This window comes from Amycolatopsis sp. YIM 10 (assembly GCF_009429145.1).
Classification (GTDB): Bacteria; Actinomycetota; Actinomycetes; order Mycobacteriales; family Pseudonocardiaceae; genus Amycolatopsis.
Window position 1 is genome coordinate 2,446,602 of the sequence record NZ_CP045480.1, and the last position, 15,362, is coordinate 2,461,963.

The 15,362-nt window shown below is 70.1% G+C and carries 15 protein-coding genes; 5 read left to right on the plus strand and 10 right to left on the minus strand.

The features are described 5' to 3' along the window. Positions 1-10: 10 nt before the first annotated feature. Complete coding sequence (locus YIM_RS11895; protein ID WP_153030413.1) at positions 11-514, plus strand: DUF3145 domain-containing protein; 504 nt, start codon at positions 11-13, stop codon at positions 512-514. Positions 515-535: 21 nt separating this feature from the next. Next, complete coding sequence (locus YIM_RS11900) at positions 536-1,138, plus strand: DUF4829 domain-containing protein (RefSeq protein WP_228004684.1); 603 nt, start codon at positions 536-538, stop codon at positions 1,136-1,138. A 53-nt stretch (positions 1,139-1,191) separates the two neighbouring features. On the opposite strand, the gene YIM_RS11905 is transcribed toward YIM_RS11900, so the two are convergent. The 7 genes from YIM_RS11905 to YIM_RS11935 all read right to left on the minus strand — a co-directional run bounded on the left by YIM_RS11905 (position 1,192) and on the right by YIM_RS11935 (position 7,250). Then, the gene (locus YIM_RS11905; RefSeq protein ID WP_153030414.1) at positions 1,192-2,424 is read right to left on the minus strand and encodes a beta-ketoacyl synthase; all 1,233 of its coding nucleotides are present in this window, start codon (positions 2,422-2,424) and stop codon (positions 1,192-1,194) included. 32 nt (positions 2,425-2,456) lie between these two features. Then, positions 2,457-2,702 (minus strand): acyl carrier protein, encoded by a 246-nt coding sequence (locus tag YIM_RS11910; protein WP_113693432.1) that lies wholly within the window; start codon positions 2,700-2,702, stop codon positions 2,457-2,459. 65 nt (positions 2,703-2,767) lie between these two features. Further along, on the minus strand, positions 2,768-3,751 hold the full coding sequence (locus YIM_RS11915; RefSeq protein WP_153030415.1) for a beta-ketoacyl-ACP synthase III: 984 nt from the start codon (positions 3,749-3,751) through the stop codon (positions 2,768-2,770). Next, entirely contained in the window at positions 3,748-4,671 is a 924-nt protein-coding gene (locus tag YIM_RS11920) for an ACP S-malonyltransferase (protein ID WP_153036928.1), read from the minus strand. Before YIM_RS11920 ends, YIM_RS11915 begins: the two co-directional genes overlap by 4 nt. 177 nt (positions 4,672-4,848) lie before the next feature. Continuing rightward, a complete protein-coding gene (locus YIM_RS11925) occupies positions 4,849-6,075 on the minus strand; it encodes a CdaR family transcriptional regulator (protein ID WP_153030416.1) in 1,227 nt (408 codons plus the stop codon). 17 nt (positions 6,076-6,092) lie between these two features. After that, on the minus strand, positions 6,093-6,311 hold the full coding sequence (locus YIM_RS11930) for a hypothetical protein (RefSeq protein ID WP_153030417.1): 219 nt from the start codon (positions 6,309-6,311) through the stop codon (positions 6,093-6,095). 6 nt (positions 6,312-6,317) lie between these two features. Then, positions 6,318-7,250 (minus strand): SPFH domain-containing protein, encoded by a 933-nt coding sequence (locus YIM_RS11935; RefSeq protein ID WP_153030418.1) that lies wholly within the window; start codon positions 7,248-7,250, stop codon positions 6,318-6,320. A 92-nt stretch (positions 7,251-7,342) separates the two neighbouring features. Between YIM_RS11935 and YIM_RS11940 the strand changes: the two genes are divergently transcribed. From YIM_RS11940 to YIM_RS11950, 3 genes are all read left to right on the plus strand, one after another. Beyond that, positions 7,343-7,501 (plus strand): hypothetical protein, encoded by a 159-nt coding sequence (locus tag YIM_RS11940; protein ID WP_153030419.1) that lies wholly within the window; start codon positions 7,343-7,345, stop codon positions 7,499-7,501. Between the two features lie 263 nt (positions 7,502-7,764). Further along, on the plus strand, positions 7,765-8,556 hold the full coding sequence (locus tag YIM_RS11945) for a hypothetical protein (RefSeq protein ID WP_153030420.1): 792 nt from the start codon (positions 7,765-7,767) through the stop codon (positions 8,554-8,556). Positions 8,557-8,711: 155 nt separating this feature from the next. Next, complete coding sequence (locus YIM_RS11950; RefSeq protein WP_153030421.1) at positions 8,712-9,347, plus strand: nicotinamide mononucleotide transporter family protein; 636 nt, start codon at positions 8,712-8,714, stop codon at positions 9,345-9,347. On the opposite strand, the gene YIM_RS11955 is transcribed toward YIM_RS11950, so the two are convergent. From YIM_RS11955 to aceE, 3 genes are all read right to left on the minus strand, one after another. Continuing rightward, positions 9,328-10,938 (minus strand): L-lactate permease, encoded by a 1,611-nt coding sequence (locus YIM_RS11955; protein WP_153030422.1) that lies wholly within the window; start codon positions 10,936-10,938, stop codon positions 9,328-9,330. The genes YIM_RS11950 and YIM_RS11955 overlap by 20 nt on opposite strands. Positions 10,939-11,089: 151 nt before the next feature. Continuing rightward, the gene (locus YIM_RS11960) at positions 11,090-12,307 is read right to left on the minus strand and encodes an alpha-hydroxy acid oxidase (RefSeq protein WP_153030423.1); all 1,218 of its coding nucleotides are present in this window, start codon (positions 12,305-12,307) and stop codon (positions 11,090-11,092) included. A 234-nt stretch (positions 12,308-12,541) separates the two neighbouring features. After that, the gene (aceE, locus tag YIM_RS11965; RefSeq protein WP_153030424.1) at positions 12,542-15,352 is read right to left on the minus strand and encodes a pyruvate dehydrogenase (acetyl-transferring), homodimeric type; all 2,811 of its coding nucleotides are present in this window, start codon (positions 15,350-15,352) and stop codon (positions 12,542-12,544) included. Positions 15,353-15,362: the final 10 nt, after the last annotated feature.

Sequence of the window (15,362 nt, forward strand, 5' to 3'; positions counted from 1 at the left end):
GAGGTCACCAGTGAGCACCCGTGGAAACACCCGTGGCGTGGTGTACGTCCACTCGTCGCCGTCTGCGGTGTGCCCGCACGTCGAGTGGGCGATTTCGGGCACCTTGGGTGGCCGAGCAGACCTGCGGTGGACGGCCCAGCCGGCCGCCGCCGGACAGTTGCGCACCGAGGTCTCCTGGCGCGCACCGGCGGGCACGGCCGCGAGGCTGGCGTCCGCGCTGAAGGCGTGGCCGATGCTGCGCTTCGAGGTCGTCGAAGAGCCCAGCCCGGGAGTCGACGGCGAGCGGTTCTGCTACGCGCCGGTGATCGGCCTGTGGCACGGCCGCACCAGCGCCAACGGCGACATCGTCGTCGGCGAGGACCAGCTGCGCACGCTGGTGGCCCGAAGCCGGGCCGGTGAGCAGCTGGCGCACAAGCTCGACGAGCTGCTCGGCGCCGCGTGGGACGAGGCACTCGAGCCGTTCCGGCACGCCGGGGACGGCGCTCCGGTGACCTGGCTGCACCAGGTGGGTTAGCGGGTTTACTACGCTTCCGGTGTGCCAGCACCGACCCTCGCTCCCGCCCGTGGCCGCTGGCTGGTGCCCGCGCTGATCGTGGTCGTTTCACTGACCGTCGGCGGCGGGTTGCTCGCCAGGGAGGTCTACCGCAAACCGGATGCCACCGCGGCCGACACCGGGGTGATCGCCACGCCCACCTCGACCTCGCTGGCGCCGGAGCAGCAGCCGGGCCCGCCCGCCGTCGAGATGACCCCGGACGCGGCCGCGCACCCGCACGCCGAGGGGGTGCGGGCCCTGCTGCAGAACTACTTCGACGCGATCAACGAGCGCGACTACGAGCTGTGGAAGACCACGGTGACCAAGGAACGCGCCCAGTCGAAGTCCAAGGTGGAGTGGGAAGCCGACTACAGCTCCACCCGGGACGGCAGCATCCTGGTCTACCGCATCGAGGCCACCGGGGACGGCCTGCTGCACTCGCTGCTCGGCTTCACCAGCACGCAGGACCCGAAGGACGGCCCGGTGGATCTGCAGGAGCCGTGCATCCGGTGGCACCTGACGCTGCCCATGGTGCTGGAGAACGGCGTCTGGAAACTGGACACCGTGCCCTTCGGCACCACCCCGATGCACGAACGCTGCAACTGAAAAACGGGGCCGCCACCGGATTCCGGTGACGACCCCGTTTCCGTTGAAGCGGGTCAGGCGGGGGTGAAGGCCAGTGCGACGTTGTGGCCGCCGAAGCCGAACGAGTCGCTGACCGCGGCCCGAATGTCCATTTTGCGCGGTTCCCCCGCGGCGATCTCCTGCACCACGCCCGGATCCTGGTTCTCCAGGTTCAGCGTGGGCGGGATGACACCGTCCCGGATGGACAGCACGGTGGCGATCGCCTCGACCGCGCCCGCCGCACCCAGCAGGTGCCCCAGCGCGCCCTTCGGCGCGGTCAGCACCGGGTGCTCGCCGATCGCCTTGCGCACCGCCACCGTCTCCCCGACGTCACCGGCCGGGGTGGAGGTCGCGTGCGCGTTGACGTGGTCGACGTCCTTCGGGTCGAGTCCGGCCGAGCGCAGCGCGGCGGTGATCGCCCGCGCCTGGCCCGTGCCCTCCGGGTCGGGCCCGGTGATGTGGTACGAGTCGGCGCTGGTACCGATCCCCGACAGCCTGCCGTAGATCTTGGCCCCGCGCGCCTTCGCGAACTCCTCGCGTTCCAGCACCATGATGCCCGCGCCCTCACCGAGCACGAACCCGTCGCGGTTGACGTCCCATGGCCGCGAAGCCCGTTCCGGGTCGTCGTTGCGCGTGCTCATCGTGCGGGCCTGGGCGAACCCGGCCATGGTGATCGCCGCGATGCACGCCTCGGCGCCACCGGCCACCACCACGTCGGCCTCACCGGTCTTCAGCATGCGCCAGCCCCAGGCGAGCCCTTCGGCTCCGGAAGCGCAGGCCGACACCGGCGCGTGCACCCCGGCCCGTGCCTTCAGCTCGAGGCCGACGTGGGCCGCGGGCCCGTTCGGCATCAGCATCGGCACGGTCAGGGGGGACACCTTGCGCAGACCGGTGGTCTCCAGCAGGTCGTCCTGGTCGAGCAGGGTGTTCGCGCCACCGATACCGGTGCCGACCACGACGGCGAGCCGTTCGGGTTCGACGGTGTCCTCGTTGTGCCCGGCATCCGCCCACGCCTGGCGGGCCGCGATCACCGCGACCTGCTCGCTGCGATCCAGCCTGCGGGCCTGCACCCTGGGCAGCACCTCGGTGGGATCGACCGCGAGCCGGGCGGCGATCTTCACCGGCAGGCCGAACTTCTCGACCCATTCGGCGTGCAGGGTGGAGACCCCGCTGCGGCCGGTCAGCAGACCGTCCCAGGTGGACGCGACGTCCCCGCCGAGGGGCGTGGTCGCGCCCAGCCCGGTGATCACGACGTCGTTGTTGCTCATCGGTTACTCCCCGAGGTCGGCACCGGAAGGTGTTACTTCGAGTTCGAGGCGACGTAGTTCACGGCGTCGCCGACGGTCTTGAGGTTCGCCAGCTCGTCGTCCGGGATCTTGACGCCGAACTTGTCCTCGGCCTGCACGGCGATCTCCACCATGGACAGCGAGTCGATGTCCAGGTCGTCCACAAAGGACTTCTCGGCGCTCACGTCGTCCTGGGCCACACCGGCCACCTCTTCGACGATCTCGGCCAGCCCGGACAGGATCTCTTCTTTGTCAGCCACTGCTTGTCCCTTTCCTGTTTACCTGAGGTTTCTTTCCGGCCGGATGACGACCGGAATGCTGGGGGTTACGGGCAGATGACAACCTGGCCGGCGTACGAGAGCCCGGCCCCGAACCCGACCATGAGTACCACGTCACCGCTTTTCACCGTGCCCGTGGTGCGCATGTGGTCCAGCGCGAGCGGGATGGAGGCGGACGAGGTGTTGCCGCTGTAGCGGATGTCGTCGGCGACCACCATGTCCTCGCGGGCGCCCTTGGCCCGCAGCTTCTTCGCGATCGCCTCGACGATGCGCAGGTTGGCCTGGTGCGGGATCAGCACGTCCACATCGGACGGTTCGACCCCGGCCAGCTCCAGCGCGCGCAGCGCGATCGGCGCGATCTGGGTGGTCGCCCAGCGGAAGACCGACTGGCCCTCCTGGTAGATGTACTTGCCCTCGCGCATGTAGATCGTGTCGACCAGGTCGCCCGCGCTGCCCCAGGCCACCGGCCCGATGCCCGGCTCGTCGGCCGGGCCGACCACGGCGGCACCGGCGCCGTCGGCGAAGATGATCGCGTTGGCGCGGTCGGTCGGGTCGACCGAGTCGGTCAGCTTCTCCGCGCCGATCACCAGCGCGTACTTCGACGAGCCGGAGCGGACCAGGTCGGAGGCGACGCCGAGGCCGTAGCAGAACCCGGCGCAGGCCGCGTTCAGGTCGAAGGCACCGGCCTGCGAGGCCCCGATCCGCTCGGCCACCTGGGCCGCCGCGTTCGGGATCAGCGTCGGCATGGTGCAGTTCGGCAGGATCAGCGTGTCCACTTGGGACGGCTCGAGCCCGGCGTCGGCGACCGCGCGGGACCCGGCGCTGACCGCCATGTCCACCAGCAGCTCGTCCTTCTCGGCGAACCGGCGCTCGACGATGCCGACGCGGTCGCGGATCCACTGGTCGCTGGTGTCCATCAGCTGGGAGAGGTCGTCGTTGGTGACGATCTTCTCCGGCTGGAAGCTGCCGACGCCGAGAATGCGGGTGGCGCTGGGGCCGTGCGATTGACGCAGCGCGGGGCGCTGGCTCATTCGGTGTCCTCCTGCTCGCTCAACTTCGCCACGTCAGCAGGCGTCTTGAGCGCGATGGGGCTGGTCACGGTGCCCTTGAGCTGGCGCTTGACCAGACCGGTCAGCGTGCCGGCCGGCGGCAGCTCCACGGTACGGGTGACCCCGAGGGCGGCCAGGCCGTCCATCGTCAGGTCCCAGCGCACCGGGCTGGTGACCTGGGTGATCAGTCGCTCGAGGTACTCCGCGCCGCTGGTCACCACGGTGCCGTCCGCATTGGACAGCAGCGGGCGGACCGGGTCGGCGGGGGTCAGCTCACCGGCGTGCTCGCGCACCGCGGCCTCGGCCGTGGCCATGTACTTGGTGTGGAAGGCGCCCGCGACCTTGAGCGCGCGCACCTTCGTGCCAGCCAGCGGTTCGGCGACGATCTTCTGGATCGCGTCGGCGGCGCCGGAAGCCACGATCTGGCCGGCACCGTTCTGGTTGGCGGGAGTCAGTCCGTGCTCGGTGAGCCAGGCCACCACGGCCTCGGGCTCGCCCAGCATGACCGCGGCCATGCTGGTGGGCTCGGCCTCGCAGGCCTTCGCCATCTCCGCGCCGCGCACGGCGGCCAGCGCGACCGCGTCGCTCGCGGTGAAGACGCCGGCGATGGCGGCGGCGGCGAGCTCGCCGACCGAGTGCCCGGCCACCGGGGCGCCGGCGGGCACCAGGCCCCGCGCCTCGAGCTGCTCGTGCGCCAGCAGGGCCAGCGCGACGATCAGCGGCTGCGCGATGGCGGTGTCCTGGATCTCGTCCGCGTCCGCCTCGGTGCCGAGCCGGACCAGGTCCAGCCCGGTGCGGTCGGACCAGGCTGCGAGGCGCTCACGCGCACCGTCGAACTCGAGCCATGGCGTGAACATGCCGGGGGCCTGGGAACCCTGTCCGGGGGCGAGGAGGGCGGTCATCACCTCTCTAGGGAACACGCTAGGCCCCGTTCCCTATCATGCCGCCGCTCACCAAGTCGTCTCGTCGGATTTGTAGAGACCCTACAAATGTGACCGGGTGATGAACCTCTGGTACCCAAATGTCTTGTCGGGTTTGAGCAGAATTTTGGTGAGCCGTGTCACTCGCTCGCGCGGTTGTCACCACAGCCCGCGGGCTCTGGCCAGCCTGCCGACGGTCAGCGCGATCCGCAGTACCAGCGCGTCACGCGGGTCGGCGGCGTGGCGCCCGGTCAGCTCGGCGGCCCGCCGCAACCGGTACCGGACGGTGTTGGGGTGCACGAACAGCGTCCGCGCGCAGATCTCCAGCACGCCACCGCTTTCCAGATAGGTCTCCACCGTCTGGAGCAGCGAGGTGCCCGCTTCCTCCAGTGGCCGCGCGATCTCCTCGATCAGCTGCCGCTCGGCCTCGGGATCACCGGCCAGCGCGCGCTCGGGCAGCAACTCCCAGGCCCTGGCCGGGCGGGGCGCGCCGGGCCAGCCGACCACCGCGCGCAGGCCGGACAGCGCTTCGGAGGCGCTGGTGTGCGCCTCGGCCAGGCTCGGCACGGTCGGCCCGGCGACCACCGGACCGTCGGCGAAGGCGGTGGCCAGCTTGGTCAGCACCTCGCGGTCCTTCGGGCCACCGTCGGTCGGCCCGGCCACCACCACGACCAGCCGGGACCCCTGCACGCTGAGCAGTACCGGGCGGCCGATCCTGGCGGCCCGGCTGCGCACGTCGAACACCACCGCGGGCGGGTCGTCCGAGGCCGGGGTGCCGACCAGCACGGTCGCCTCGGCGGTCTGCTCCCAGCCCAGCGCCGAAGCGCGCGAGAGGACCGACTCTTCGGCGTCGCCACGGACGATGCCGTCGACCACCAGCGCTTCCAGCCGGGCGTCCCACGCGCCGCGCGCCTCGGCCGCGGCGGCGTAGGAGTTGGCCGCGGCGAAAGCGATCTCCCTGCCGTAGCGGAGGATCGCCTCGGTCAGCGCCGCGCGCTCACTGTCATCGGCGGCGAACTCGGGCAGTTGCTCCTCGAAGACCTCGATGGCCAGTCGCACCAACCCGACCGCCTGACGCAGGCTCAGCCAGCGCGACAGCTCGGCCGGGGCACCGCGGAAGGCGTCGGTGGTGAACTTCAGCGCCTCCTGCGAATCCCGCAGCCAGCCGACAAAACCGGCCACGCCGGACTGCGTGATCAGCAGCACGCTGGCCCGCTGGTCGGCCGACATCCGGCCGAACCACGGCAGGCGCTCCTCCATCGCGGCGACGCTGACCGCGGCCAGCCTGCCGGACGCGCGCTCGAGCCGGCGCAGCGTCTTGGCGGACAGGCCGTGCCGCTTCTCGACCTGACGGCGGGGCTGCTGCGGTGCACTTGGTGCGGTCATCGTGCCCAGATCGTAGTTCAGTGGGTTTCCTCATCGTCCGAATCGGACTTGGGCGGCCTGCCCCGCTTGCGCATCCGGCCCGCGTTGCCCGGCAGGCGACCGGCGTCGGCCAGCGCCTGCCGGAGCAGGAACTCGATCTGCGCGTTGGTGCTGCGCAACTCGTCCCCGGCCCAGCGGGCGATGGCGTCGTGCACGGCGGGGTCGAGCCGGAGCAGGACCTTCTTGCGCTCGGTCACAACGGCCTACTGGTAGAGGGTCCCGGCGTTGACCACCGGCTGGGTGTCGCGGTCGCCGACCAGCACCACCAGCAGATTGCTCACCATCGCCGCCTTGCGCTCCTCGTCCAGTTCCACCACGTCGTGCGCGGCCAGCCGGTCGAGCGCCATCTCGACCATGCCCACCGCGCCTTCGACGATGCGCTGCCTGGCCGCCACCACCGCGCCGGCCTGCTGCCGCCGCAGCATGGCCTGGGCGATCTCCGGGGCGTAGGCCAGGTGCGTGATCCGCGATTCGATCACGTTCACCCCGGCCGACGCCACCCTGGCCCCGATCTCCGCCGAGAGCTTCTCGGTGATCTCGTCGGCGTTGTCGCGCAGGGAAAGGGTGTCCTCCCCGTGCGTGTCGTACGGGTAGTTGTTGGCGATGTGCCGGATCGCGGTCTCGGTCTGGATCGCGACGAACTCGACGAAGTCGTCCACCTCGAACATCGCCTGCGCGGTGTCGGCCACCTGCCAGACCACCACCGCGGCGATCTCGATCGGGTTGCCGTCGGCGTCGTTGACCTTGGCCACCGCGGTCTCGTGGTTGCGGATCCTGGTGGACACGCGGTGCCGCTCGGTGAACGGGTTGACCCACTGGAGGCCGTCGGTGCGCAGGGTGCCGGTGTAGCGGCCGAGGAACTGGATCACCCGCGCCTCGCCGGGGGCGACCGGGGTCAGGCCGAGGCCGAGCACCCCGCAGGTCAGCAGCAGCACCCCGCCGAGCACCAGCATGGTCACCCCGGCGCCGGTGCTGCCCTCGATCGCCTGCGGCAGGCCGAACCCGATCAGCGCGAGCCCGCCCAGTACGCCGGCCGCGGAGACGGTGAACATCGTGTACCCGTTCACCGCGCGCACCTCGCGCTCCCGCGTCTGCGGGGCCGGCATCTCCACCTGCTCCAGTACTTCGCTGGTCATCGTTGTCCTCCTGCTGCCCGCTGGGGCTTGTGCCCTCGGCCGTAGCCTAGCATAGTGATATCACTTTAATAGCTACTGGCAGGGGTGAGGACATGGCGACGACCCGGCGGGCCATGGTGGGCGAGCTGGTGCTGATCGTGCTGGCCCTCTGCGCGGTGACGATGGCGAAACTGGTGCTCGCCGAGCCCGGCGGGCCGGGGCTGGTGTTGCGCGTGGTGACCGAACTGGCACTGACCGCGGCGCCGCGCTGAGCGACGTCGAATGACGCTCGGTGGCTGTCTGACCGTCCGCGAAAGAAAAAGGTGAAAAATACTCGAGGCCGCCCGGCGCTTGCGTTTTTCGCTGCGCCGAGCGGCCTCGTCTCCCCGGTCCCCACCGGTAGTTCAACTATGGCCTGAGTTTTCTGCTCGCGCCACCTGTCTCACCCGATCGTGCGCCAGTCGAGTTGCCGGGGCCTGGCCGGTGTTCAAGGCTTGCCGGAAGCGGAGTTTCGCGTACGAGCGAGGAGGACACTATGGGTGAACAGCTCAAAGACGGGCTGGGTCAGGCGTGGAACCTGGTGGCCACGTTCGTCCCGAAATTGATCGGGTTCTTGATCATCCTGCTGATCGGCTGGCTGATCGCCAAAGCCGTGTCGAAAGGGCTCAGCCTGGTGCTGAGCAAGCTGGGATTCGCCAAACTGGTGGAGAAAACCGGACTTTCCGGGATGCTCAAACAATCCAATGTCGACGCGATCGGCATCATCGCGAAGCTGGTGTACTACTTCATTCTGCTCATCGCGCTGCAGTTGGCGTTCGGCGTATTCGGTGAGTCCAACCCGGTGAGCCAGTTGCTCAACGACGTGATCGCGTTCCTGCCGCGGATCGCGGTGGCGATCGTGCTGCTGATCGTGGCCGCGGCGATCGGCAAGGTGGTGCGCGACCTGATCGCCGGTGCGCTGTCCGGCCGCCCGGCCGGTGGGCTGATCGGCAACATCGCCTACTACCTGATCCTGGCCTTCGGTGTGATCGCGGCGCTGAACCAGATCAACATCGCCACCACGGTGACCACGCCGGTGCTGGTGACGGTGCTGGCCACCATCGGCGGCGTGATCGTGGTGGGCATCGGCGGCGGCCTGATCAAGCCGTCGCAGCAGCGCTGGGAAGGCTGGCTGACCAGCCTGCAGGGCCAGCTCGGCAGCGGCGGGGACGCCGGTACCGCGGAAGGCGGCAACGGCATCCATTCCCGGACCGGCCGCGTCGGATCGCGGACCACCGCGACGGACGCCCCGACCCCGCCGGCCGGCATCACCCGCCCGGAGCGCTGACCCCGGCCGAAGCGGTACGGATGTGGCTCTCGAGAGATCCAGCGTCTCTCGAGAGCCACATCCGTGTTCACCGGGGTGTGTCTGACCGCTCACAGTTCACTGGGGAATGCCCGGCGGAAGGAGCATGTTGGGGGCGGTGACGGAAGGAGCACGGGGTGGACTTCTTGCTGAACCACGGGCTGACCGTTTTCGGCCAGTGGGTCTCCATCGCCGAACTGGTCGGTCAGCTGTGCGCGCTCGCGGTGGTGTTCCTCGCGCAACGCCGCACGCTCTGGACCTGGCCGGTGCAGGTGGGGGCGACCGTGCTGCTGTTCACCGTCTACCTGTCCGCGCACCTCGGCGGGCTGGCCGGCAGGCAGGTGGCGATCCTGGCGATCTCCGTCTACGGCTGGTGGGCCTGGACCCGGCGCCGCGACCCGGTCTACGGCGTGGTGGTGCGCAGGGGAAGCACGGTCGAGCGGTTCGCGCTGCTCGGCGCGTTCGCCGCCGGTACCACCGTGATGGCGGTGGTGCTCGACCTGCTCGACGCCTCGTGGGCGCCGTGGCCGGACGCCGCCATCTTCATCGGCACCCTGGTCGCCTTCGCCGCGCAGGGGCTCGGCCTGGTCGAGTTCTGGCTGGTCTGGCTGCTCGTCGACGCGATCGGCGTCCCGCTGCAGATCGCGTCGGGGCTGTGGTTCTCGGCCGCGGTCTACCTGGTCTTCGCGGTGCTCGTGGTGCACGGCTGGTGGAACTGGAACCGGACCGCCGAGCAGGTGCTCGCCGACCGGGTCACGGCAGCATCCAGCTGAGGAAGCTCGCCTGCCCGGCCACGATCAGGCACATCACCAGCAACAGTCCGATGCTCCACGGCAGCACCTTCCGCAGCAGGTTGCCCTCCTGACCGTTCATCTGCGCCGCCGCGCAGGCGATGGTCAGGTTCTGCGGCGAGATCATCTTGCCCAGCACGCCACCGGAGCTGTTCGCCGCGGCCAGCAGGTCGGGGGAGAAGCCCGCCTGGTTCGCCGCGGTCACCTGCAGGGCGCCGAACAACGCGTTCGCCGAGGTGTCCGAACCGGTGACGGCCACGCCGAACCAGCCGAGAATGGGGGAGAGGAAGGCCAGCGCGCCGCCCGCCCCGGCGATCAGGCTGCCGATCGTGGTGGTCTGCCCGGACAGGTTCATCACGTACGCCAGCGCGAGCACGCTGGTCACGGTCAGGATGGCGAACCGCAGTTCGTGCGCGGTCGCGCCCCATTCGCGGGCGGTGTCGCGCCACTTGATCTTGAGCACCACCGCGGTGATGATCCCGGCGAGCAGCACCAGCGTGCCGCCGGTGTTCAGCAGCGGCAGGCTGAAGGTGTTGCCGGAGACCGGTTTGCCGTTCGCCGCGGCCACGTCCAGGAAGGGCCAGTCGAACTTCCAGGTGGCCGAGTCGAGCAGCTTCTTCACCGGCGGCAGCTGCCCGATCGAGAAGATCAGGATGATCAGCAGGTAGGGCGCGTACGCCTTGACCACGTCGGCGCGTTCGTCGCGGCCGTCGAAGGATTCGGTGGCCGAGCCGGTGAGCACGGACGCCTTCACCTCGGCCCGCGCGGGCTTGCGCGCCGAGGGCACCAGCATCACCGCGGCCACCCCGGCGAGCGCGGCACCGATGTCGGCCAGCTGCGCCGAGACGTAGTTGGAGGCGAGGAACTGCACCAACCCGAACGCCACGCCGCAGGTCAGCGCCGGGATCCAGGTCTCACGAAGGCCGCGCCTGCCGTCCACGATCAGCACCAGCAGCAGCGGCACCACCACCGCGAGCAGCGGGGTCTGGCGCCCGACGATGGACGACACGCTCTCCAGTGGCAGGCCGGTGACCTGCGCGAGGGTGACCACCGGGGTACCCATCGCGCCGAACGCGACCGGGGCGGTGTTCGCCACCAGCGCCACGATGGCCGCCTTCACCGGGGCGAAGCCGAGCGCCACCAGCATCACCGTGGAGATCGCCACCGGCGCGCCGAACCCGGCGAGCGCCTCCATCAGCCCGCCGAAGCAGAAGGCGATGATCAGCGCCTGGATGCGGGGGTCGTCGGAGATCCGGCCGAACGAGCGGCGCAGCACGTCGAAGTGGCCGGTGCGCACGGTGAGCCGGTAGATCCACAGCGCGTTGACCACGATCCACATGATCGGGAAGAGGCCGAACGCGGCACCCTGCACGGCGCCGGAGATGGTCTGGCCGACCGGCATGCCGAACACGATGATCGCGACGAGCGCGGCGACCGCGAGCCCGATCAGGCCCGCCGCGTGTGCTTTGAGCCGGACCGCGCCGAGCAGCACGAGCACGGTCGCCAGCGGGAGCGCCGCGACGAGGGCGGACAGGCCGAGTGAGCCGAGCGGGGCGAGTTCCTGGACGAACACCTCGGACCTCTTTCCACGGATTCAGCGTGATTCCGCATCGTGAAAGCAGGCTTTCACCAACTGGCCCGAGATCCTGGTCACCTTTTCGCGTCCGCGTCAAGCCCCGCGTTCCACCGGACGGACCGGCGATCAGCGGGGGGCGGGCGCCGCGTCAGCGGATGTGGGCGTGGCTGCTCGTCAGTTCGCCCAGCGAGCGCACGCCGAGCAGGCGCATGGTCCGCACGATCTCCGTCTGCAGGATCTCGTAGGCCCGCTGCACCCCGCGTTCCCCGCCGGCCATCAGCCCGTACAGGTAGGCGCGCCCGACCAGGCAGGCATCGGCGCCGTTCGCGATCGCGGCGATGATGTCCGCGCCGGAGAGGATGCCGCCGTCCAGCCACACCTCGCCGTCGCCCTCGACCGCCTGGAGCACCTGCGGCAGCAGTTCGAGCGGCGTCGGCGCGCGGTCGAGCTGGCGGCCGCCGTGGTTCGACACGATCACCGCGTCCGCGCCGAGCTTGATCACCTCGCGCGCGTCGGCCGGGTTCTGGATGCCCTTGACCACCAGCTTCCCCGGCCACAGCTCACGCAGCCAGCTCAGGTCGTCGAAGTTCAGCGCCGGGTCGAACAGCGTGTTCAGCAGTTCCGCGACGGTGCCGTTCCACGAGGTCAGCGAGGCGAAGGTGAGCGGCTCGGTGGTGAGCAGGTTGAACCACCACGCCGGGTGCATCGCGCCGTCGGCGAAGGTCTTCAGGGTGAGCGCCGGCGGAATGGTCAGTCCGTTGCGCACGTCGCGCATGCGTGCCCCGCCGACCGGCACGTCCACGGTCAGCAACAGCGTGTCGTAGCCGCACTCCCCGGCGCGCTGCACCAGGTCCTTGCCCGCTTCGCGATCGCGCCAGACGTAGAGCTGGAACCACTTCCGCGCGTTCGGCGCCGCCTCGGCGACTGCCTCGATCGATGTGGTTCCCATGGTCGACAGCGCGTACGGGATACCGGCCCGCTCGGCCACGCGCGCCACCGCCGGCTCGCCCTCGTGGTTCATCATCCGCGTGAACCCGGTGGGCGCGAAGGCGAACGGCATCGCCGACCGCTTGCCGAGGATCTCCTTCGAAGTGTCCACTTCGGACACATCGCGCAGCACGCGCGGCTGGAACTCCACCCGCCGGAACGCCTGCCGCGCGCGGAGCAGGCTGTCCTCCAGCTCGGCCGCGCCGTCGGTGTAGTCGAACACCGCGCGCGGGCTCCGCTTGCGCGCGATGGTGCGCAGATCGGCGATGGTGTGCGCGTTCGCCAGCCTGCGCTCGGTCGGGTTCAGCACGAACGGCTTGGGGCGCAGGATCTCGGCCAGCTCGGCCGGCCGGGGCAACCGGCGCTTAGTGGTCACCATCGGAAGTCCTTCGGGGTCTCGACGGCCCAGCTTCCCGCCGGCCGCACCGCGCCAAGGCCCGAGTACGTCCGGTACGAGGCCCTCGGCGCGGCACGCCCAGCGGAAACCTGGATCCGCCGATACCCGCGAAGGACTTCCGATGGCAACCACTCAGTCACGCGATCATCTCCCTTTCGAGCAAACGGGCCCCGGCAGACATCAGATGTCTGCCGGGGCCCTTTGTAGCACCTTCGCTCAGGCGTTCCCAGCGTCCGAGGTCTGCGGACCGGCCGCGGTCACGTCGTCGAGGCGGTACTTGCGCGCCGCCTCGCCCGCCTTGGCCTTGTCCACCTTGCCCTGCCGGGCCAGCGCGGTCAGCGTGCCGACCACGATCGACTCGGCGTCCACCAGGAAGTGGCGGCGGGCCGCCGGCCGGGTGTCGGAGAAACCGAACCCGTCGGTGCCGAGGGTCAGCATGTCGCCGGGGACCCACGGGCGGATCAGGTCCGGCACCGACCGCATCCAGTCGGACACCGCGACCACCGGGCCGGCCGCGTCCTGCAGCGCCTGCGTGACGTACGGCACACGCGGTGAGTCGGCCGGGTAGAGCAGGTTGTCCCGGTCCGCCTCCACCGCCTCGCGGCGCAGCTCGGTCCACGAGGTGGCCGACCAGACCGCGGCCCGGACACCCCACTCCTCGGCGAGCATGCCCTGCGCCTTGAGCGCGTCCGGCATGGTCACGCCGGAGACCAGGATCTGCGCCTCCGGACCGTCGCCCGCCGGGGCGTCGGCGTACTTGTACAGGCCCTTGAGCAGCCCGTCGACGTCGAGGTTCTCCGGCTCGGCGGGCTGCTGGTACGGCTCGTTGTAGATGGTGATGTAGTAGAAGATGTTCTCGCCGTTGCCGTCCGGACCGGTCTCGCCGTACATCCGGCGGAGCCCGTCCTTGACGATGTGCGCGATCTCGAACGAATACGCCGGGTCGTAGGCGACCACGGCGGGGTTCGTCGAGGCGAGCAGCAGCGAGTGCCCGTCGGCGTGCTGCAGGCCCTCACCGGTCAGCGTGGTGCGACCGGCGGTGGCGCCGAGCACGAAGCCGCGGGTCATCTGGTCGGCCGCCGCGTACAACCCGTCGCCGGTCCGCTGGAACCCGAACATCGAGTAGAAGATGTAGATCGGGATCATCGGCTCGCCGTGCGTGGCGTACGAGGTGCCCACCGCGGTGAACGAGGCCGTCGAGCCCGCCTCGTTGATGCCCTCGTGCAGCAGCTGGCCCTGCTCGGACTCCTTGTACGCCAGCATCAGCTTGGCGTCGACCGAGGTGTAGGTCTGCCCGTGCGGGTTGTAGATCTTGGCCGTCGGGAACATCGAGTCCAGGCCGAAGGTGCGGGCCTCGTCCGGGATGATCGGCACGATCCGCTTGCCGATCTCGCCGTCCTTGGCCAGCTCGCGGATCAGCCGGACGATGGCCATCGTGGTGGCCACCTCCTGCTTGCCCGAACCCCTGCGGATGCCCTCGTAGACCTTGTCGCCGGGCAGCACCAGCGCCTTCGCCTTGCCGCCGCGGCGCTCGGGCAGGAAGCCGCCGAGCGTGCGCCGCCTGCTGAGCAGGTACTCGATCTCCGGCGAGTCCTCGCCGGGGTGGTAGTACGGCGGCAGCTTCGGGTCGCGCTCGAGTTCCTCGTCGCTGATCGGGATGCGCTGCGAGTCACGGAAGAGCTTGAGGTCGTCGAGGGTGAGCTTCTTCATCTGGTGCGTGGCGTTGCGGCCCTCGAACGCCGGGCCGAGGCCGTAGCCCTTGATGGTGTGCGCCAGGATCACCGTCGGCTGGCCGTGGTGCTCCAGCGCCGCCTTGTACGCCGCGTAGACCTTGCGGTAGTCGTGGCCACCGCGCTTGAGGTTCCAGATGTCGGCGTCGGAGAGGTCCTTGACCAGCTCCTTCGTCCGCGGGTCGCGGCCGAAGAAGTGCTCGCGGACGAACGCGCCGTCGTTGGCCTTGTAGGTCTGGAAGTCACCGTCGGGCGTGGTGTTCATCAGGTTGATCAGCGCGCCGTCGCGGTCGCCGTGCAGCAGCGAGTCCCACTCGCGGCCCCAGATGACCTTGATCACGTTCCAGCCGGCGCCGCGGAAGTACGACTCCAGCTCCTGGATGATCTTGCCGTTCCCGCGGACCGGCCCGTCGAGCCGCTGCAGGTTGCAGTTGATCACGAAGGTCAGGTTGTCCAGCCCCTCGCCCGCGGCCACGTGGATCAGTCCGCGCGACTCCGGCTCGTCCATCTCGCCGTCACCGAGGAACGCCCAGACGTGCTGGTCGCCGGTGTCCTTGATGCCGCGGTCGCGCAGGTACCGGTTGAACCGGGCCTGGTAGATCGCGTTCATCGGGCCGAGGCCCATGGACACCGTCGGGTACTCCCAGAAGTCCTGCATCAGCCGCGGGTGCGGGTACGACGGCAGCCCGCCGCCCTCCCCGGCGTGCGAGTACTCCTGCCGGAAGCCGTCGAGCTGCTGCTCGGTCAGCCTGCCCTCGAGAAAGGCGCGCGCGTAGACGCCCGGTGAGGCGTGGCCCTGGATGTAGATCTGGTCGCCACCACCGGAGTGGTCCTTGCCGCGGAAGAAGTGGTTGAAGCCCACTTCGTAGAGCGCCGCGGAGGAGGCGTAGGTGGAGATGTGCCCGCCGACGCTCACCCCCGGCCGCTGCGCGCGGTGCACCATGATCGCCGCGTTCCACCGGATGTAGGCCCGGTACCGCCGCTCGAGCTCCTCGTCGCCGGGGAACCACGGCTCGTTCTCGGTGGGAATGGTGTTGACGTAGTCCGTGGCCGTCAGCGGGGGTACGCCGATGTTGCGCTCACGAGCGCGCTCGAGCACCCGGAGCATCAGGTACCGGGCACGCTGCTGGCCGCCCCTGGCCAGTGCCGCGTCGAAGGAGTCCAGCCATTCGGCGGTCTCCTCCGGGTCGATGTCGGGCAGGTGCGCGGCCAGACCGTCACGAATGACGCGGACCCGCGCCGGGGCCTGGAGTCCGGAAGCGTTGCCGCGCCCGGCCTCATTGCTTGGGGGGGCCAAGGGTTCTCCT